The sequence below is a fragment of the Sediminibacillus dalangtanensis genome (assembly GCF_017792025.1).
Classification (GTDB): Bacteria; Bacillota; Bacilli; order Bacillales; family Amphibacillaceae; genus Sediminibacillus; species Sediminibacillus dalangtanensis.
In genome coordinates, this window is sequence record NZ_CP046956.1 from 2,391,193 (window position 1) to 2,410,102 (window position 18,910).

22 protein-coding genes and 1 other annotated feature are annotated in these 18,910 nt (G+C 44.4%); all 22 genes read right to left on the minus strand.

Annotated elements, in window-relative coordinates; all coding sequences use genetic code 11:
- Positions 1 to 93: 93 nt before the first annotated feature.
- The 22 genes from rpmA to ERJ70_RS12185 all read right to left on the minus strand — a co-directional run bounded on the left by rpmA (position 94) and on the right by ERJ70_RS12185 (position 18,909).
- A complete protein-coding gene (rpmA, locus tag ERJ70_RS12080; protein WP_026569821.1) occupies positions 94 to 384 on the minus strand; it encodes a 50S ribosomal protein L27 in 291 nt (96 codons plus the stop codon).
- Positions 385 to 399: 15 nt separating this feature from the next.
- Positions 400 to 732, minus strand: coding sequence for a ribosomal-processing cysteine protease Prp (locus tag ERJ70_RS12085; RefSeq protein WP_209365107.1), 333 nt, complete (start codon positions 730 to 732; stop codon positions 400 to 402).
- 11 nt (positions 733 to 743) lie between these two features.
- Positions 744 to 1,052, minus strand: a complete 309-nt coding sequence (gene rplU, locus ERJ70_RS12090; RefSeq protein ID WP_026569819.1) for a 50S ribosomal protein L21 — start codon at positions 1,050 to 1,052, stop codon at positions 744 to 746.
- 15 nt (positions 1,053 to 1,067) lie between these two features.
- Positions 1,068 to 1,142 (minus strand) — a sequence feature (ribosomal protein L21 leader region).
- Positions 1,143 to 1,178: 36 nt separating this feature from the next.
- The gene (locus ERJ70_RS12095; protein ID WP_209365108.1) at positions 1,179 to 2,642 is read right to left on the minus strand and encodes an Rne/Rng family ribonuclease; all 1,464 of its coding nucleotides are present in this window, start codon (positions 2,640 to 2,642) and stop codon (positions 1,179 to 1,181) included.
- A gap of 12 nt (positions 2,643 to 2,654) precedes the next feature.
- Entirely contained in the window at positions 2,655 to 3,524 is an 870-nt protein-coding gene (locus ERJ70_RS12100) for a M50 family metallopeptidase (protein ID WP_209365109.1), read from the minus strand.
- Positions 3,508 to 4,278, minus strand: a complete 771-nt coding sequence (locus ERJ70_RS12105) for a M23 family metallopeptidase (protein ID WP_209365110.1) — start codon at positions 4,276 to 4,278, stop codon at positions 3,508 to 3,510. The genes ERJ70_RS12100 and ERJ70_RS12105 overlap by 17 nt, the downstream gene beginning before the upstream one ends.
- Before the next feature lie 461 nt (positions 4,279 to 4,739).
- A complete protein-coding gene (gene minD / locus ERJ70_RS12110) occupies positions 4,740 to 5,540 on the minus strand; it encodes a septum site-determining protein MinD (RefSeq protein ID WP_209365111.1) in 801 nt (266 codons plus the stop codon).
- Entirely contained in the window at positions 5,533 to 6,219 is a 687-nt protein-coding gene (gene minC, locus ERJ70_RS12115) for a septum site-determining protein MinC (protein WP_245207940.1), read from the minus strand. Before minC ends, minD begins: the two co-directional genes overlap by 8 nt.
- 64 nt (positions 6,220 to 6,283) lie before the next feature.
- Positions 6,284 to 6,823, minus strand: coding sequence for a rod shape-determining protein MreD (gene mreD / locus ERJ70_RS12120; protein WP_209365113.1), 540 nt, complete (start codon positions 6,821 to 6,823; stop codon positions 6,284 to 6,286).
- Positions 6,823 to 7,683: a rod shape-determining protein MreC gene (gene mreC, locus ERJ70_RS12125; RefSeq protein WP_209365114.1), complete on the minus strand. Its 861-nt coding sequence runs from the start codon at positions 7,681 to 7,683 to the stop codon at positions 6,823 to 6,825. Before mreC ends, mreD begins: the two co-directional genes overlap by 1 nt.
- Positions 7,684 to 7,698: 15 nt before the next feature.
- Positions 7,699 to 8,739, minus strand: coding sequence for a rod shape-determining protein (locus tag ERJ70_RS12130; RefSeq protein WP_309506967.1), 1,041 nt, complete (start codon positions 8,737 to 8,739; stop codon positions 7,699 to 7,701).
- Between the two features lie 267 nt (positions 8,740 to 9,006).
- Positions 9,007 to 9,696 carry a RadC family protein gene (gene radC, locus ERJ70_RS12135; RefSeq protein ID WP_209365116.1) on the minus strand — a complete coding sequence of 230 codons (690 nt, stop codon included), beginning with the start codon at positions 9,694 to 9,696 and terminating at the stop codon, positions 9,007 to 9,009.
- Between the two features lie 34 nt (positions 9,697 to 9,730).
- On the minus strand, positions 9,731 to 10,303 hold the full coding sequence (locus ERJ70_RS12140; RefSeq protein ID WP_245207942.1) for a Maf family protein: 573 nt from the start codon (positions 10,301 to 10,303) through the stop codon (positions 9,731 to 9,733).
- Positions 10,304 to 10,486: 183 nt separating this feature from the next.
- Complete coding sequence (locus ERJ70_RS12145; RefSeq protein ID WP_209365118.1) at positions 10,487 to 11,404, minus strand: SPOR domain-containing protein; 918 nt, start codon at positions 11,402 to 11,404, stop codon at positions 10,487 to 10,489.
- Positions 11,405 to 11,540: 136 nt separating this feature from the next.
- Positions 11,541 to 12,158 carry a hypothetical protein gene (locus tag ERJ70_RS12150; protein ID WP_209365119.1) on the minus strand — a complete coding sequence of 206 codons (618 nt, stop codon included), beginning with the start codon at positions 12,156 to 12,158 and terminating at the stop codon, positions 11,541 to 11,543.
- On the minus strand, positions 12,148 to 12,699 hold the full coding sequence (locus tag ERJ70_RS12155) for a PilN domain-containing protein (protein WP_209365120.1): 552 nt from the start codon (positions 12,697 to 12,699) through the stop codon (positions 12,148 to 12,150). Before ERJ70_RS12155 ends, ERJ70_RS12150 begins: the two co-directional genes overlap by 11 nt.
- 25 nt (positions 12,700 to 12,724) lie before the next feature.
- Positions 12,725 to 13,681, minus strand: a complete 957-nt coding sequence (gene pilM, locus ERJ70_RS12160) for a type IV pilus biogenesis protein PilM (protein WP_209365121.1) — start codon at positions 13,679 to 13,681, stop codon at positions 12,725 to 12,727.
- A gap of 12 nt (positions 13,682 to 13,693) precedes the next feature.
- Positions 13,694 to 14,449 carry a prepilin peptidase gene (locus tag ERJ70_RS12165; protein ID WP_209365122.1) on the minus strand — a complete coding sequence of 252 codons (756 nt, stop codon included), beginning with the start codon at positions 14,447 to 14,449 and terminating at the stop codon, positions 13,694 to 13,696.
- Positions 14,450 to 14,514: 65 nt separating this feature from the next.
- Entirely contained in the window at positions 14,515 to 14,865 is a 351-nt protein-coding gene (locus ERJ70_RS12170) for a competence type IV pilus major pilin ComGC (protein ID WP_209365123.1), read from the minus strand.
- Positions 14,866 to 15,021: 156 nt separating this feature from the next.
- On the minus strand, positions 15,022 to 16,224 hold the full coding sequence (locus ERJ70_RS12175) for a type II secretion system F family protein (RefSeq protein ID WP_209365124.1): 1,203 nt from the start codon (positions 16,222 to 16,224) through the stop codon (positions 15,022 to 15,024).
- Positions 16,225 to 16,230: 6 nt separating this feature from the next.
- Positions 16,231 to 17,265: a type IV pilus twitching motility protein PilT gene (locus tag ERJ70_RS12180; RefSeq protein ID WP_209365125.1), complete on the minus strand. Its 1,035-nt coding sequence runs from the start codon at positions 17,263 to 17,265 to the stop codon at positions 16,231 to 16,233.
- A gap of 12 nt (positions 17,266 to 17,277) precedes the next feature.
- Positions 17,278 to 18,909, minus strand: coding sequence for a GspE/PulE family protein (locus ERJ70_RS12185; RefSeq protein WP_209365126.1), 1,632 nt, complete (start codon positions 18,907 to 18,909; stop codon positions 17,278 to 17,280).
- Between the last annotated feature and the right edge of the window lies 1 nt (position 18,910).

The window sequence follows — 18,910 nt, forward strand, 5'->3', positions numbered from 1 at the left end:
AGCCAATAATTATCCACAGTCCATTACATTTATCATTTCCTATACAGGCACAAAAAAAGACCCTATCCTCTACTGGTTAGGGTCTTTTTTCCATTAAGCTTCTTGTACTTCTGGATACACGCTCACTTTTTTGCGATCGCGTCCCACACGTTCAAACTTAACGATGCCGTCAGCTTTAGCGAACAACGTATCGTCTCCGCCGCGTCCAACGTTAGCACCTGGATAGATTTTTGTACCGCGTTGGCGGTAAAGGATAGAGCCGCCTGTTACGAATTGTCCGTCTGCACGCTTGGCACCAAGACGTTTCGATTCGGAATCACGGCCGTTTTTCGTACTACCTTGACCTTTTTTCTGAGAGAAAAATTGTAGATTAAGACGTAGCATTTGGTTTGCACCTCCTTATTTTTCAGAGATGGTAATATACTTCCCATAGTCTCTTGCTATGGTCTCCAAGGATACCATCATACCCTCAAGCAGTAAATATGCTTTCGCTTTTGTTTCATCTGTTAAGTTTTCAGGCAGTTCCATCCGTAAATAACCGCCTTCTTCCCCAGCTTGTTCAATGATAGGTTCCATTTCACAAAGACGGATAACGGCATTTACAGATCCGAAAGAAACTGCTGAAACACCAGCGCAGACCAAGTCATAGCCTTCTGATACACTATCAGCATGACCGCTTAATTCAAACGCATGGATATTGCCTTGTTTACGGTACACAGCCACCTTAATCATACTATCAAACCTTATGCATTGATTTTATCAATGGTCAGTTTGGTGTAAGGCTGACGGTGACCTTGTTTACGATGGTAGTTCTTTTTCGGCTTGTATTTGAAGACAGTTACTTTTTTGCCGCGGCCTTGTTTTTCAACCTTAGCAGTTACAGTAGCACCATCTACATATGGAGCGCCGACTTTCACGTCATCTCCACCGACTACAAGTACTTTATCAAAAGTGACAGTAGCGCCGTCTTCGCCCTCTACTTTTTCTACGTAGATAGCTTGGCCTTCTTCTACTTTCACTTGTTTACCACCAGTTTCAATAATTGCGTACATACTTCTGCACCTCCTCGTTAAACTAAGACTCGCCATTCAGGTGTCAACGAGGTTGACTTATCGACCTGTTCTGAGCGGTTGTAGCATCGGGTGCTACGATGAATAACATACTGATGTTACCATAGTTTAAAAAAGTTTGTCAACACTTTCTGTCGCTTTGCCTCCGAGGTACACTTCCGCCTGCTTCTGGCTGCCTGCAAAGCCAATTTGATAACCTGCTCTCAGACTGTTGTCGGTAACCATGTATAACGAATTGCCCAATTTAGCCGAGAGTTCTGGAAGGGAAAGCAACTGTGAAAATAACTTGATGAATTCGTAACTTGCCACCACCACTACTGCATCGGCTCCGCTGTAAGATGCATCGTACAGATCCCTTTCCAGCATGTAGACACGCGTTGAAGCAGAAAGCCCCAATCCGCTATTACTGTTGTCCTGAAGCAAATAAGACAGAGAATACGACTCTCTTTTTCTGGTCATCTCCAGTAGACCGAGTTTCGTAAATCCGTAAATTTCGGTCCTTATCGGGTCATCAGTCAAATGCTGTCGAAAATGGCGGATCAGTTCGGAACGGTCTTCTTCTTTATCCATGTTGATAAAATCCACGATGATGATACCAGCAATATTCCGCAATCGCAACTGTCTGGCAATCTCTTCGGCCGCTATGCGGTTCGTTTTCACTGCGGTATGTTGTTTACTGTTCCTTCCCGTGAAAGAAGCAGAATTGACATCGATAACTGTCAATGCTTCCGTTTGATCTATGTACAACTCTACCCCTTTAGGTAATTTGACACGGCTCCTGATTGCATTTTCAAAAAGTTGATTCACAGAGTAAGGAAGTTCCTTTATCAGGTCTTTCTTCCATTCTGTTTTTTCTGCTAAGGCAGGGAAAGCTTGTCTGACGCTTCGGACCAAGTTCGCACTATCAATCACCACTTTATCCATTTTTTCCGGCGCGAAACTTCGCAGCAGTCGGTCGGGAATCAATTGGTCCTCAAATATACAGGAAGGAGTTTTGACAGACACTGCTTTTCCCGAAATCTCTTTCCACTGCCGGCGCAGCCTGTTCAACTCTTCCGCAACCAATGCGAAATCGGTTTGGGCAGCACTGGTACGGATGATGACCCCTTCTTCCTGGTTAAGAATGGTTCCCAACTTTTCTCTCCATTCGCTGCGTTGTGGTTCGGCAATTTTTTTGGAAACAGCCACATAGCCTCCAAAGGGCATATATATAATCGAAATTCCCGGCAGGGTAAGATTGGCAGTAAGCTTTGCTCCTTTTTCACCATATGCCGCCTTCTGGACCTGCACGAACAGACGCTGACCCTGGGTTAACATATTTTCCAGTTTGCGTTCTGGATTTTTTTTACCTTCAGGCAGTTCTTTTTTAAGTAAGAACCCGGGTCTTGAGGAACCAAAATCGACAAAGGCTGCCTGTAGACCCTTTTCGATTTTAGAAACTTGAGCCTGATAAATATTTCCGACTTGATCCTCCCAACCTGGACGATCGACAACAAACTCTTTGATTTCTCCATTTTCTTCAATGATTCCGACTTTTTCTGTTGCTTGTGCTTGTATATAAATGGTTAACAATGATTTTCATCCTCACTTGGAGCGGCTAAGTAATTCACCTGCACTCATCTGGTGCTGCTTCATCTTAAAGTAGGCATGTAGACAGGTTTGCTCTTCCAGCCAGTCGGAATCCCTTTTGGCTGGTTTCACATAAATATGATGTGTTTGTCCACGCTTAAATTGAAAAAACACGTGAAGCAATCTTGTACTGGGGGCAACGGTAACCGGCCGGATTTTCGGTTTTTCTGGAGTTGCCGTTAAGTAACGTTTCAACAGAAACCGCAAAAAGATATAGTAACGCTGTTTCCATTCTAATCGATTTTCCCATAATATAAAACCTGTCAGCATGACAGCGCTCAATGTGAATGGGAAAAACAGAACAAACGAGACAGCCGCGAACAATGAAAAAGCAATCGAACTGACGATTGTCATGGTGTGAGCCAGTTTAAAAGGCAAAAAATAGGATAATAACAAAAATACCATTTTGCCCCCGTCCAGTGGCCAGATCGGCAGCAAATTAAATAATAAGATGGTCGTGTTGTATAGAAAGCCAATTTCGATGAGGGAAGCGGGTACTACGGAAATTTCTTTACATGAAAACAGCAGCGCGTATATCCAAAGGTGCTGCAGCGGTCCGGCGGCAACAATCCAAGCTTCCTCCCTGATGGGCCTGCTGCTATGTTCTTCCGTTTCCATCACTCCGCCAAATACCCAGAGATTGATTTTTCTTATCCGCCAGCCATACCATTTCGCTGTAAAGTAATGGCCAAGCTCATGTACGATCACAATAAAAAATATAATCAGAAATTCTGCAAGTGTACCAGTCAGGACGGCCGTAAGTGCGAACAACCATAATATCGGGTGAATATGCAGTTGAGGAACCATGTTATGGCTGCTCGTCAACTTGCATCACCTGGACCGGATCGAGATACTGGTTGTTTTTTTGTATTGCAAAGTAAATGTCTTGTTTTTCTCCTTCTACTGGATCAAACTGCCCAATCACATGATTATCTCCAATAAATTGATATTGATAAACATCGATATCGGTCAAATATCCATAGATGCTTTTGCTTCGGTCAGCATGTTGGACGATGACAGTTTTTCCAGTATCCGATTTTTTGCCCGCGAAAATCACCGTTCCATCTTCTACTGCGACAACTTCAGATTTTTCATTGGCAGCAATCCGGATCGCTTCTCCATTTGATTGAAATGACTGGCTTACTGTCCCGTTCACTGGTAGAACAGCTGGAAGCTCCTCCGTTTCTTCCTGGTTCGGTACCATTGCCAACGGGCTGCCAAATTTATTTTGGTACCATGCATTCACGGAAGCAAACGGAAATTCTTCAGAAAAGGCCTGGGTTGTCCATTGCTTGGGACGTTCAACCCAGTCAGCATCCAACTGGTGTATCATGGAAACACCAAAAAACAGGACGCCTGCTAGTATTCCTTTCAATATTAGAGTGACAGCGAAACTTTCTCGGCGTGAACTCGGGCTTGTCCCCTGACCCTGACTCGGGATAAAAGGCAGATAACCATGTTTTTCTTCCTCTTGCGGGAAAGGAGCCACTACTTGTTTATCCGGAACCGAGTGGCTCAATGGATGTTCTTTTTTTCTTTTAGCAATGTTTTTTCGAATTTGCCTGACATCTTTTTTCATTTGCTTCACTTTCCTTTGCGGGATTTGTACAAGTCTATGAAGCAGCGAAAACAGATATACCTCTCCAAAACCTCCTGTGCCTTCTAAACTTCATCCTTTCTATCTACTTCGTTCCACTCCGATGCTGCGAAACCGTTTTTTTGTTCTTGTGAGATGCGGCACAGTAAGTTCCATGGAAGTCTCTTAACCCCAATTTCAGCAACACTCTATCAGGGTAGGCAGGCAGCATACGCTGAATCCTTCGGGAACAGGGGGAACTTGTAGAACCAGGAGTGAAGTGGTTTTTGCTTTTAAGAACTAGGAGCGACTAACCCCGTGCAGAAAATGGCGCTTCCTTTCCACAAGAGTAAGACCGTGCCTGCAGAAAACGAAGATGCAATGACCAGTTAGATAGAAAACGCATCAAAAAATCTCTCAACCTGTATTGACAGGTTGAGAGATTGGAAACAAACGTATCAGAATCAGGAACGCATCCCCAAGAATTTTTTCATTTTGGCGAACATGCCTTTTTCTTCTTCTAGCGACAAAAGTGGTACCGTTTCGCCGAGAATTCGCCGAGCTATATTCCGATAGGCCAGTGATGCTTTTGTATTCGGGTGAAAAGCAACGGGTTCGCCGTGATTGGAAGCTTTGATCACCTCATCATCGTCTGCGACTATCCCCAGTAATTCAACTGACAGAATTTGTACTATTTCATCCACATCAAGCATATCGCCATTTTTCACCATATGATTCCGGATGCGATTAACGATCAAATGAGGCGGCTCCACTTTTTCTTCTTTTTCCAACAAACCGATGATACGGTCTGCATCCCGCACGCTTGATTTTTCTGGTGTCGTCACGACAATCGCCTTATCTGCACCAGCAACTGCATTTTTATAACCCTGTTCGATGCCTGCGGGACAATCTATTAAAATGTAATCATATTCTTGTTTCAATTCAGCAACAATTGCTTCCATCCCCTCAGGAGTAAGATCCGATTTATCACTCGTCTGGGCAGCAGGAAGCAGATACAAACAATCAAATCGTTTATCTTTTATCAGCGCTTGTTTCAACTTACAGCGCTTCTGGATAACATCAACGATATCATAAATAATCCGGTTTTCGAGACCCATGACAACGTCTAAATTACGAAGCCCGATGTCCGTATCGATCAGACAAACTTTTTTCTCCATTAACGCGAGCGCAGTACCTATGTTGGCCGTTGTGGTGGTCTTACCCACACCGCCCTTACCAGAAGTAATTACGATTGCTTCACCCATGTATCATTCTCCTTTCAAACCCGTTTAAATCAGGACGTTTTCGTGCCAGAATCTGAAGACGGTCTATGATGATTTTTTCTTTCTCGTGGTCGATGATTCCGCATTCCATGTAAACGCCTTCTGTTTCATAGTCCGGGGAACGACTGATGTAATCAGCTATCCGCAGCTGGGTTGGCTTCATGTAAGCAGCGGCAATCACCGCTTCACGATTGTTGGGCACTCCTGCATGGGCGACTCCCCGTAAATTCCCCATCACGAAAATGTTTCCGCTGGCCATAATCTTTCCGCCAGGATTTACATCTCCGATCAACAACATGTCCCCCTGAACCTCGATTACCTGACCCGAACGGACTACTCTGTTAACCACTTTGACTTCACTGTCCTCCAGCCAATCCAGTGCCTGCTTTTTCGAAATGACATTTGATTCGATCGATTGAACGACCAATTTATTTTTACTGCGGATCAACTCACGCAGTTGTTCTTCTTGATTTTCATGTAAATAACGATTCCCCAGTTGGATGGTCACAGTGATCATTGGCTCATCTTCTGCCACGTGATTAGTAGACAGGGTTGCTTCGAGTTCCGTAAGCATTTCACTGAATGAGCATGAATCATCAATATACAGGGTAAGACCATCCCGAGTTCCTTTTATCGTTATTAGTTGCTTGCTGCCTGCCACGATCATTCACCTCAAACCTTTTTAATAAATATCTTTTCTTGGAGTTATGATATCCCCTTAAATCTTACAGCTTTCCAGTAGAGTTGAAACGGTCCGTTGACCACTTGACCAACTTCTGTTTAGTCAATGGATAAATAAGGAGTAAAAACAACACATTGGCCAAAAGCGTCGGAATCAGACGGATATAGAAATAATCCTGCCAAGGCAGCTCGGTCAACCCAATAAAGGAGTACACAATATAAACACCAGTATCTGCAAGAGCAACTGCAAGGGCGGAAAGCACCAATGCCACCAGAAAGTTGGTGTGAAGCAGCTTTTTCAACCCGTGAATTCCATAAACGACTAAAGGATAGATAAACATGTAAACGCCTAAAACGCTGGTATAAACAATATCAATCATCAAACCGAAGGCGATGGCATATAACACCGATACATATGTATTTTCCAAGTCGTAAAAAATACTGATTAACACCAAGTATAGCAACACCCAGTGAGCTGCAATCATCCAGCGGCCGGTTACCAGGCTGTTCGGGAGGAAATCAACGGCGACACCCTCCAATACCAACAGGAGTAAAAGAAAAAGAGGAAGATAGAATTTTACCATTATTCCTCCTCCTCCTGCTGATTTCCTTCTGCTGCATTGACGACGATCACATGATCCATGTTATCTACATCGGCTGCAGGAGTCACATAAGCCATTTGGGTAAGACCGTATTTGTCCGGGGTAACTTCTTCCACTGTCCCTATTTCAAGGCCGCGGATAAATACCCCGCCCATACCGGATGAAACGACTAAGGCACCTTCTTCCACTTCCGATTCATAGGAATTAAGCTTTAACATCAGTGCCTCTTTTTCTTCATCGTATCCAATGATAAACCCTGACTCGTCCTCTTTGTCCTCCTGGGAAACCGTTACAGAAATCCGGTTGGATCCATCAAAGCCTCTCAGCAATTGGACAGTGGAAGAAAACTCGGCAGCTGATTGGATTTTGCCGACCATACCTTGCCCGGTAATGACTGCCATATTTTTTTTGACGCCATCCTGTTCCCCTTTATTGATGGTGACTTCCTTGAAAAAGGGTTCCGGACTTTGACTCCTTACAGAAGCCTGAATCGGTTCGTAATCGGAAATAGACTCGGTTTTGTCCAGTATTTGTCGCAATTCTTCGTTATCCTGTTTTAGTTCCTGTATTTCATAGAGCAGCGACTTATGATCAGCCAGCCGCTCCTTCAATAGTTGATTTTCTTCATACGTGTGTTTGATTTCATCAATATTGGAAAAAATACTGCTGGTGAACTCTGCCGGCCGGTGGACCACTCCCTGAAGCCATCCGACCGTATCCTTCAAGAATTCCTCGCCCACTGTCAGATTGCTCCGGTCGCTCAAAGAGAATCCGATTAAGGCAACCAGTACAATAAAACCAATTAAAATGATAAACAAACGAGTTCTTCTAAAAAAAGACATCAATTAAACACCTACTTATTTCATCGAGGATCGACTGGATACGTTAGGCTGGGAGGTAAAGTGATGGATGTACTCCAATGCCTTGCCTGTACCAATAGCTACACTATCCAAAGGTTCTTCCGCAACAAATACCGGCATTTTTGTTTCCTCACTGATGACATCATCCAACCCTTTAAGCAACGCGCCACCGCCTGACAGGACAATTCCCCGGTCCATGATGTCTGCTGCGAGTTCAGGAGGAGTCTTTTCCAATGTATTTTTAACTGCTTCAACGATGGAAGATACCGTATCCTGCAAAGAGGAAGAAATTTCGTCAGATGATATGGTGATCGTTTTGGGCAAGCCTGTCAACAAATCCCTGCCACGGATATCCATCTCTTCCACTTCAGAAGGACGACCTGCCGAACCAATATCCATTTTGATGGATTCCGATGAGCGTTCACCGATCATCAGGTTGTATTGCTTGCGAATATATTGAATGATCGCATCATCCATATCATCGCCCGCTGTTCTAATAGATTGACTTGTCACAATACCGCCAAGTGAGATGATAGCGACCTCCGTAGTGCCTCCCCCGATGTCGACAATCATGCTTCCAGTAGGCTCCCAAACAGGCAGGCCTGCACCGATTGCAGCAGCAAACGGTTCTGCAATCGGAAATGCATCTTTCGCTCCTGCCTGTTTCGTAGCATCGATAACTGCCCTTTCCTCCACCATTGTGATTCCGGAAGGTACACAAACCATGACATTCGGCTTGCGAGCAAAAGCCGACCGATTTTTTTGCGCTTTTTTAATGTAGTATTTCATCATGACAGCGGTCGTATCATAATCGGCAATGACTCCGTCTTTCATCGGACGGATCACGGAAATATTTCCCGGCGTACGCCCGATCATGTTTCGTGCCGAGCTGCCAACTGCCTCTATCTCACCTGTCGCTGTGTTTTTGGCTACAACTGAAGGTTCTCGTACGACGACACCTTTGCCTTTGACGAATACCAAGGTGTTCGCCGTTCCCAAATCTATACCCAAGTCTTGTGATAAACTGAATCTTCCCAAAAAAATCTCCCTTTCCAACACATCTCATAATCATTCATTACATTCTTTTGTATATTTTACTATATCGATTACCGACATAACTTGCAATTAATCCCATTGCAGTTCGTTTGACGGTTTTCCTGTTCAGACAGACTGCCATCCATATCCCACGCACAAAGCTAAAGCTGCATGAGAAGAAGCGCCAAACCCGGGAAAAATCCTGAGCATGGCGCTGACTGTATCATCCGCCTATATAATTATACGAAAAAAATTTAAAAATAGATAGTGTTACAGATATCCTTTTTCTTTCAATGAGACAAATTTACGATCGCCGATTACCAAATGGTCTAAAAGTTCGATACCGATCATCTTGCCACACTCAGACAATCGTTTGGTAACATGGATATCTTCCTGGGAAGGAGAGGGATCTCCGGATGGGTGGTTATGTGCACAAATAATAGAAGCAGCAGAGCGTTTTACCGCTTCGCGAAACACTTCTCTAGGGTGGACGATCGATGCATTCAGACTGCCTATGAAGATCGTCTGTCTGTGGAGGATTTGATTTTTGGTGTTTAAAAATAAGCAAACAAAATGTTCTTGATTGAGGTTTCTCATTTCTTCCATGATATAATCTGCTCCATCTTCTGGACTGCGGATGACATAGCGTTCTTCCGGGCGAAAACGATAGAGGCGTTTACCGAATTCGATGGCTGCCAGTATCAACACTCCCTTGGCTGTACCAATTCCCCTGATTGCAGTCAATTCTTCGATTGTGGCGTCCTTAAGTAAATGAAGCCCCTCGAAATGCATGAATACACGTTGGGAAAGCGTGGTGACCGATTCGTCTTTTGTACCGGTACCAAGCAATATGGCAAGTAAATCCTGGTTCGATAACGTCGCCGGACCCTTTTCAATCAGTCGTTCCCTTGGCCTGTCCTGCTTGGGAACATGTTTCAACGTAACATCCGCTTGCACCATAGCATCTATCAGCCCCTTTTAGATAAAACCTCAACTACCCGGATGAAGAAGGGACAATTCCGAAGTGCTCAAGCTCGCGGACCACCTTTGACAGGGGTAGGCCGACCACATTAAAATAATCACCATGAATTTCTTGAACCAATAACGCTCCCTTCCCCTGGATACCATATCCTCCAGCCTTGTCAAAAGGTTCACCAGTAGCGATATAAGCAGCCAGTTGTTCATCGGTCATTTCCCAGAAGGTGACCTTGGTTACAACGGAAAAAACAGTGGATTTGTCCTGCGAACGAATAGAGACTCCTGTATATACATGGTGTGTCTCTCCGTTCAATTCAGAAAGCATGGCAAATGCATCTTCCCTGCTTTCTGGTTTGGTGAGAATCCGTCCATGCTGGCTGACCACCGTGTCTGCACTAAGCACTACCTCCCTCTTGGCAGGGGACAGCTTTTCTCCTTTCATTACGGCCAATTTTTCCACAAGCTGGCAAGCATCACTAGCAGTAACCGATTGTTCATCTACATCGGGAATTTTTGTTAAAAACTGCAAACCAGCCTGTTCCAGTAGTTTTTTTCTGCGCGGTGACCCGGAGGCTAAAATAAGCTGCAATTCTAAGTGTCCTTTCCGTTGGGTATTTGAGTACATTTATTGTAACCGAGAAAATAACATGCATTCAACCGGATAAAAAACGATTTCCGGTTATTTTACTAGTTGCAAATAAGGTTTTTTTCTGTCATTAATCAGGTATTTGAATGAACGTCACCGTTCTAAACGTTATATATATCTAAACTATTACAATTGGACGGCTTTATTCCATAGAGACAGCAGTTCAATCTGTACTTCACCGGGAGACAAAGCGTTGGCTTCGTTTGTCAGCTTTTCCGCTTGATCATGCAATTGTACCAGCGCTTCCGCAGCATCTTTCGGAAGCAAACCCAACCAATCGTTCCACTCCTCACGATTTATCTCCCCTCCAGCACTCACACTGTCTTGCCATAATGGAGGAAATTGCTGTAGCCACTCAGCTTCTCCTTCTGTGAGATCTTTTTCGGTGGCAGTTGTCTGCCAGGGTTTTACATAGGTTTCCAGTTTATTTTCTGTCATCGCTGAAGCTGTTTTTTTGGCAGCGGCTTCTGTGTCTGCTACTCCTGCAAATAGGTAATACTGCCCTTCGCGCTCCCATACCATCGAGGGAAAGTCAGCTTCTGTGAAATTTTTCTGCCATGCCTCCGCTTTATCTTTTGATGAAAACACTCCCCCTTGAATAACGAAGGCCTCCATTCCTTTCAAGCCGTTGGTTTTTTCAGCTGTTTCTTTTCCTGGATCATCGTTTGCAGGATTTGTGTAGGACGAGGGCAATGTTTCTGGATCACTTGCTTCATCAATACCGGCAAACATTCGGAGCATAATAAAACCTAAAGCCAGTCCAATCGCTAAAGCTGCAAATGCCGCAAAAAGAAACACTTTATAAATGCCGGGCAGCTTTCTTTTACCAGGTGTTTTCTTCTGATACCAATCGCTTGTACCGGTACCCTCTTCTATCGGGCTCTCGAAAAGCGGACTTGCAGAACCATGTAAATGTTTCTCTAAAGCAGCAGCTTGTTCATTGATGGTCTTCTTGCTTTCTTCCGGGTATTCATGGTGTTTGGCGTTGACATGCTTCCTTTTGTTGTCATTGATTCGTACAGTGATCGGTTTATGTTTGTCCACTCCAATTTCCCCGTTTCTACTAGAATTTCTTTCAACTCTAGCACACGGAAGGCAAAAAGTAAGAGGAGAATTGTCTAAGACAACTCTCCTCTTTTCTACAAATGCTCTTCGTTTTAGTTAATTTCCGCCATTATTTTTAAATGGGCTTTGTATCCATTTCTGTCGTTGGGTCGGATTTAGGGCTTTCCTTCAGCAGACCGTCCAAATCAGGGGCATAAAAAGCTTGGATATGAACAGTGAAAGCAAAACCATTCTCGTCCGCAGTCATTTCCAGATGATTGACTTTCAAAAGGCGTTCATCTTTTTCCAACAGTTGAAGAAAATTGTCAACTGCCTCGTATTGTTCCGATTCCCCTTGCAATTCATAAGCGAAGCTATCAATCTCTGCCAATGCCTCTGAATCTTCCTGTTCACCGGCTTTTTCTTCAGTTTCCTGAATTTCAACCAACTCTTTAAGAGATACCCCCGTCGATTCAGCTATCCCCTCTAACATGACAAGGATTTGATCGATTTCTTTGTCGATCGGAAGCTTTAATTGCAATGCTCCAGAGGTTTCCGGACGATTTGTAGCATCGGCTCCAGACTCAATTCGTTGCAATGCCTGGTTCTGTATTTGTACCTCATCCTCCAGCTCTTTCATTTTATCTGTTGCCGGAGCCACATAATAATGATAACCAAGACCGTAAAAGCCACCCACGATAAGGAGAGCACAGAGGATCGTCAACAAAAGAAGGAGACGGTGATTATTCGCCATCACCCATCACCTCCTTGAATCTTTCTGGATCCACCTTAAATCGAAAACTAGTTTGATAGATTTGGCCCTCTTTCGTTTCCTGAGGGTAAACATCGATCAAACTGGATTCCTCAATATATGGCTGGTTTGTCAATGCTTCCGAAAATGCTGCAGCCCCGGAGAGCGAGTCAGCTTCCATGATCAGTTTTACGCCATCTATTTGGTCGTAAACAAAGTTTGACAAATAATCGTTTTCCGGCAAAAGGGAAGTTATATCCTCCATTAAGTCCCTTTGGGAAAACAACGCTGTCTCTACAGTTTGCACCCGTTCCGCCAACTCATTCCGCTGTCGTTGTAGATTGTGGCTGCCAGTTCGATCATTGAGTGCGGTATTATTTTTTTTCCACTGTACTTGCATATCGTCCACCTGGCTATCGATGTAAGATCGCTGCCAATAAAGCAACCCGGTACAGGCAACCAGAAAAACAAGCAAAAGGACAGCAATAACAGGAACAAAGCGTTTTTTCTTTGATTGTGCAATAAAATTAATTTCAACCGTCATCGGCAGCTCCCACCTTGATTTCCTATCACTTTTTTATCGATAGGCCCAGCACATCAGCAAACTTGCCTGGAACCTGTATTTTCTCTTCCAATTCATCGATGGTGACTATGGGCATACGATAATTTTCCTTCACATAAATCTCGACTTTTGTCAAAAAAGGGAAATCCCCGCAAAGCAGCAATTTGTTGATTTGTTTCTCTCCGTCCATGACGGAATACTGATAAAAATCCAAAAACCTCTCCAGCAAGGTTAATTGTTCATCAATCGATTCAGCGATTTCATTCTGACTTCCCTGCCAGGTTATTTCTTTCGCTTCCTGGCTGAATTGCCAGGAATCTTGGGGCAGGACAGATTTGATTTGACGGGTGAAAACCGGTTTGTTTTCATTGAAAGCCGTCAACACCGCTGAATCCCTTCCCCACTGTGCCAACAGCAGATGGTCACCTTCCTCTGCATAGCCAAGCTCGTTATAAAGACGGTATAACGATAACGAGGAAAGATCCGCCACAACCGGGAGAAGACCGGCTTGCTTGAACGCATGCAAATATTCGTTTATTCGTTCTTTTGGATAGGCGAACAATAGTATCTTTACTTGTTCCTGTTCTTCTCCGATGACGACAAAGTCGAACACCGGATCAGAAAAGGGCAGCCGGATGCTTTCTTCTAACTCCATGTTAATATAGCTTTTTATCTCTGTTTTTTTCAATTGTTTCGGCACCAAATGTTCCCGGATGGTTACAGAGGCATCAGGTACACAGAAAGATAACGGTTTATTTTTCCATTTCTTATTGGACACCAGCATATGCAAGGCAGCCGCAAAGCCTTCCGGATCTGAAACTTTCCCGTCCATGATGATACCGACGTCCAGCTGTATTTCTCCATAGTCGATAACTCCTGTGAGTGTCGGCTGATTTGTGACCATGTATCGAATCGCTTGATCCTTGATTATCAAATTGACTTGCTTTTTATTTTTCTGAAACATGCTCCACCTACTTTAGAAAAAAGATGTTAAGTACCAGTTGAATAGTTTATCACCAAAGAAATAGACCGTAAGGCTCCCGAGCACGATAAATGGTCCGAAGGGAACCGGTTTTTTCCGTTCTATCCGTTTAATGGCAAGCAGCACCAGCGTGATCACTGCTCCGTAAACAGTGGAAACAAAAAATGCCAGCAACACGTTTTTCCAGCCCAGTACGATTCCCAATACGCCGAATAGTTTCATATCCCCGCCGCCCATTCCGCCTCGGCTGGCAACGATGATGGCTGCAAGCAGCAAAACCCCAGTAATACCGCCAATGATCGGAGTCCACCATGGATCAAGCGGGCTAATGATTCTTCCTGCTAAAAAAAGCGGCAAAAAAAATAACAGTACACGATCAGGTATTTCCATATATCGCAAGTCTGATACCAGAATGATCGCGAGCATCGAGCATAATAGCAAGGCGACGAAAAGTTCCACTTGAAATCCAACATGCCAGAAGCATGCCGCAAACAACAGGCCGGTTCCCAATTCAGTCACAGGATATATCGGTGAAATGCGGCCGCGGCAATGCCGGCAGCGACCCTTTTGCAACAGATAGGACAGGACGGGAATCAGCTCATACCATTTTAAGGAATGGAGGCAATGCGGGCAATAGGAGCGATTCTTTGCGAACAACTGCCGCCTGGGGACCCGCATACCGACAACATTGAAAAACGAGCCAAAAATCAAACCGAGGATAAAAAAATAACAGAGGTAAAAGATTGTCATCATGTTCTCCTATATGTAAGATATATAGAGAGATCCCTTAAGAGGGATCTCAGAGTGATTCAAAATTAATCTTCCTCAAACTCAAAGCTATGTTCATTTTCTCCAGGATTACTATTGTAAACTACTTTGCCACTTGGCAAATCCGTTCTGTCTTTTTCTTCCAGATAATCACCTTCAACTAATTCGTCCACCGTGATTTCATCTGTGAATTCTTCGGCAGCATAAGCAATCCGGGCAGCTTCGATAATCATGTCGATTTCTGCCTCATCCGCTTTTGTTTCTGTATTACTAATAATCCCGCCGATAGCAGGAACAGCGATGGCTGCGATAATTCCTAAAATAACAATAACTGCGAGCAACTCGACCAATGTAAACCCTTTTTCTTCCTTGCACTTCTTCCAAAATCTTTTAAGCATGAACGATTCCTCCTTGACTATGTAATTTTTGTCGACAAGCCTATGAGCACCGTGCTTTTCCGGTGTGTTCTCCCGTTGTTCTCTCATCTAACCTTATTATACTATATAAACCAAGTTTGAACAGGACCTTTTTACTAGATTCCGCTGAATCTTTTGTTAAATATTTTCAAAGATAGCAAACATCGGGATGATGATAGCCAGAACGATGGCCCCGACCATCACGGCCAAAAATACAATCATGACTGGTTCGATCAGCGATTTCAACTTATCGGAAGCTTCATCCAGTTCCTGCTCGTAAAAATCGGCAACCTTTTTCAGCATGCTGTCCAAAGACCCCGAGCTTTCTCCGACAGCAATCATTTGGGTCACCAGCTTCGGAAAGGCCCAGTGGTCTTTCATCGGGCCAGCCAATGATTCTCCCTCTTCGAGAGAAGCCTGACTGTCTTTCAGCACCTGCTTAAACACCTGATTGCCAATTACACGTTCGGTAATACTAATCGCCTGTAAAATCGGAACCGAGCTGGCCAAAAGCGAGCTCAGCGTCTGGGTCATCCGGGCTAATAAAGCTTTTTGCAGAAACTTGCCGAACAACGGAAGTTTTAGTTTAGCACGGTCCAATCTGTTCGCGATATGAGCCTTTCTGCTTAAGTATTGATAGAGAACGGAAAGAAGCACAGCCAATATGACTATTAGCCACCAATACCCTTGGGCCAAACTACTTATTCGCAAAACAACTGCCGTATAAGCAGGTATTTCTTCACCGAACGATGCAAACATGTCCGTGAAAATCGGGACAATAAAAACAAGCAGAAAAATCGAAACCAGGATGGAAATCGACCCGACCGCCAATGGATAGGCAAGCGAAGAAGTGATTTTTTGTTTCAAACGATATTGCTTTTCATAATAGGACGCCATGTTATCGAGAATCTCATCCAGGCTGCCGCTAATCTCCCCTGCGTGGACCATACTTACCAATAATTCCGGAAAAATTTTAGGATATTTCTCCATCGCATCGGTTAGCGGAACGCCGGTTTCCAAATCTTCTTTGACGTGTTCCAATGCTGCTTTCAGGTATTTGTTATCCGATTGTTCCGCCAGGATTCCTGTTGCAGCCACCAGTGATATGCCTGCATCGATCAAGGTAGCAAACTGCCGCAAAAACAGGACGAAATCACGATTTTTCACCTGGCGCCCAAAATGAATGTCTTTGTATAGGATGCTGTTGAGCTCTACCAGCTCATAAGCAACCACACCCTCACTCCTTAAGTAAGATAGCGCTTCCTGCTTCGATTCAGCACTTACTTTTCCCGTTTTCGCTTTACCTTCCTTGCTTCTCCCCTGGTAGCGGTAATAAGCCATCAGCCGTCACCCTCTTTCCTTGAGGTAAGGAAGGGCAAATTCTTCGGAAATTTCTCTTGTGCGCAGCATTTTCTTTATATCCATCGTCATGGTATGCATTCCCTGCTCGCGGGAAACCTGCATGGTATTCGGTATCTGGTGCATTTTTTCGTTTCGAATCAAATTCTTTATCGCTGCTGTGTTCCGCAATATTTCCGTTGCAGCTCTCCGCCCTTGCTTATCGGGGGTCTGAAATAATCGCTGCGATATGATTGCCTGCAGAACGTTGGCCAGTTGGATGCGGATTTGTCCCTTCTGATGGGAAGGAAAAACGTCAATGATTCTGTCCATCGTCGAGGAAGCATCGGTCGTATGCAAGGTTCCGAGGACAAGGTGACCTGTCTCAGCAGCCGTGATAGCGGTCGCTATTGTTTCCAAATCGCGCATTTCTCCGACAAGTATTACGTCTGGATCCTGTCGCAGACAAGCACGCAAACCATTTTGAAAGTTTTTTGTGTCGAATCCCACTTCCCGCTGGTCGATAATACAATTTCCGTGGGCATGTAAGTACTCAATTGGATCTTCCAATGTAATAATGTGCTTGTGCATCGTTTTATTCATATAATCGATCATGGCAGCAAGCGTGGTACTTTTGCCACTTCCCGTCGGTCCTGTAACCAGCACCAAACCTTGTGTGCTGGCAGCGATTTCCTTGATAACTCCAGGGAGGTGGAGATCATCCAGACTGGGAATGACCGTAGGGACGACACGGACAGCAAGCGAAAGGCAATTGCGTTGATGAAAAATGTTCATCCGAAACCGGGATATTCCTGCTATACCATAAGACAAATCGATTTCTCTTTTCTCCTCCAGCCGTTCCCATAACTTATCATTGATTGCGCTTCTGACCATTTCCTCCGTATCCTCTGGTGAAAGCTTGTCCTGTCCGAATGGTCGTAATTCTCCATTGATGCGAAAAACCGGTGGAGTTCCTACTGTGAGATGTATATCCGAAGCATTTTGAGAAAAAGCTTCCTGTAATAAAGAATTCAATCGATTCATGTTGATTCCCCCTTACTCTTCCGTTGCAACCCGTAACACTTCTTCCAGGCTGGTGGTTCCCTGCTTCACTTTTTCCAGACCGTCATCCATCAAAAACTTCATGCCATTCTGTTTCAAATACTTTTTCATTTCGGCCATCGAACTATTTTCCATCATCATTTGCCGGATGGCATCGTCAATCACCAACAGTTCCTGAATCGCTGTCCTGCCCTTATACCCGGTCTGCCTGCAACTGTTACAGCCTTTTCCTTCGTATAGCTTGTCTATTGCAATGTTGTGTCTATCGAAAATTTCTTTTTCCATGTTATTGAGTTCTCTGCTTTGTTTACAATCCTTGCACAGTTTTTTTACCAGTCGCTGCGCCATGATGCCGGATAACGAGGATACGACCAGATAAGGCTCCACTTTCATATCAAACAACCTGGGTATGGCAGCCATCGCACTGTTCGTATGAAGGGTGCTGAACACCATGTGTCCTGTAAGGGAAGAGCGCACGGCTATTTCTGCTGTTTCCGTATCCCTGATTTCTCCCACCATGATGATATTGGGATCTTGTCGTAATATCGACCGAAGTCCGGCTGCAAAATCGAGACCGATTTTTGCATTTACCTGTACTTGGTTAATTCCTTCTAACTGATATTCCACCGGATCTTCCACCGTGATAATGTTGACTTCCTCACGGTTCAATTGGTTGATTGAAGCATACAAAGTCGAGGTCTTTCCCGACCCCGTCGGTCCCGTCAAGAGAATCAATCCGGAAGGCTGCTGAATCAGCTTCCGGTAATCGTGATAATTTTCTTCGCTGAAGTCCAGGTCGGTAAGCTTTTTGACAATATTGGAAAGGTCGAGAATCCGGATTACGATTTTTTCACCGAATACGGTCGGCAAAATCGAAATACGCAAATCGATTGGCTTCTCATCAATGATGACTCGGATTCTTCCGTCTTGAGGAAGCCTTGTCTCGGTAATATTCAAATTAGCCATGATTTTCATCCTGGCTGTCAGCGAGTTTTGCAACCGTTTCGGAATGGTTCTCTCCTTATGAAGCATGCCATCAACACGGTAACGGACAGATAAACTGTCTTCGGCCGGATCAAGATGGATATCGCTCGCCTTCAAATGAACCCCTGTCTGCAGCAGTTGATCCATTATCCGGACAGCGGGAGCGTCGTCAGCCAGATCCGCATCATCTTCCTCCAGAGCAAAATCCTTTTGGTCGTAATACTTGTTAATTGCCTGTAAAATATCATCCTTGGAAGCAATCACTGGCTTGATATCGAAACCCGTCGACAACTCCAGATCATCAATTGAAAAATAGTCTATCGGGTCATTCATTGCCACTGTCATCGTATTTTCTCTCAAATTCAACGGCATTAGCACGTTACGCTGGGCCATTTCCTTTGGCACCAGCTCCGTAAGCTTTTGATCAATGGGATACCGATATAAGGACACGCTTTGGATACCAAGCTGTAACTCCAATACTTCGAGCAGCTGCTGCTCGGTAATAAAACCTTGTTCCAGTAAAGCGTCTCCGAGTTTCTGACCTTGTTTTTTATGTTCGAGTGTTTCCACAATCTCCGTTTCCGTTAATACGCCCGCCTCTTTCAGTAAGTCGCCCAGCTTCTTTTTATTGCGGATTGCCATG

Bases quoted from the DNA above. Each gene is read 5' to 3' on its own strand.
- rpmA (WP_026569821.1), bottom strand. From the start codon at position 384: ATGCTACGTCTTAATCTACAATTTTTCTCTCAGAAAAAAGGTCAAGGT.
- ERJ70_RS12085 (WP_209365107.1), bottom strand. From the start codon at position 732: ATGATTAAGGTGGCTGTGTACCGTAAACAAGGCAATATCCATGCGTTT.
- rplU (WP_026569819.1), bottom strand. From the start codon at position 1,052: ATGTACGCAATTATTGAAACTGGTGGTAAACAAGTGAAAGTAGAAGAA.
- ERJ70_RS12105 (WP_209365110.1), bottom strand. From the start codon at position 4,278: ATGAAAAAAGATGTCAGGCAAATTCGAAAAAACATTGCTAAAAGAAAA.
- minD (WP_209365111.1), bottom strand. From the start codon at position 5,540: ATGGGTGAAGCAATCGTAATTACTTCTGGTAAGGGCGGTGTGGGTAAG.
- mreD (WP_209365113.1), bottom strand. From the start codon at position 6,823: ATGGTAAAATTCTATCTTCCTCTTTTTCTTTTACTCCTGTTGGTATTG.
- mreC (WP_209365114.1), bottom strand. From the start codon at position 7,683: ATGTCTTTTTTTAGAAGAACTCGTTTGTTTATCATTTTAATTGGTTTT.
- radC (WP_209365116.1), bottom strand. From the start codon at position 9,696: ATGGTGCAAGCGGATGTTACGTTGAAACATGTTCCCAAGCAGGACAGG.
- ERJ70_RS12150 (WP_209365119.1), bottom strand. From the start codon at position 12,158: ATGGCGAATAATCACCGTCTCCTTCTTTTGTTGACGATCCTCTGTGCT.
- ERJ70_RS12155 (WP_209365120.1), bottom strand. From the start codon at position 12,699: ATGACGGTTGAAATTAATTTTATTGCACAATCAAAGAAAAAACGCTTT.
- pilM (WP_209365121.1), bottom strand. From the start codon at position 13,681: ATGTTTCAGAAAAATAAAAAGCAAGTCAATTTGATAATCAAGGATCAA.
- ERJ70_RS12165 (WP_209365122.1), bottom strand. From the start codon at position 14,449: ATGACAATCTTTTACCTCTGTTATTTTTTTATCCTCGGTTTGATTTTT.
- ERJ70_RS12170 (WP_209365123.1), bottom strand. From the start codon at position 14,865: ATGCTTAAAAGATTTTGGAAGAAGTGCAAGGAAGAAAAAGGGTTTACA.
- ERJ70_RS12175 (WP_209365124.1), bottom strand. From the start codon at position 16,224: ATGGCTTATTACCGCTACCAGGGGAGAAGCAAGGAAGGTAAAGCGAAA.
- ERJ70_RS12180 (WP_209365125.1), bottom strand. From the start codon at position 17,265: ATGAATCGATTGAATTCTTTATTACAGGAAGCTTTTTCTCAAAATGCT.
- ERJ70_RS12185 (WP_209365126.1), bottom strand. From the start codon at position 18,909: ATGGCAATCCGCAATAAAAAGAAGCTGGGCGACTTACTGAAAGAGGCG.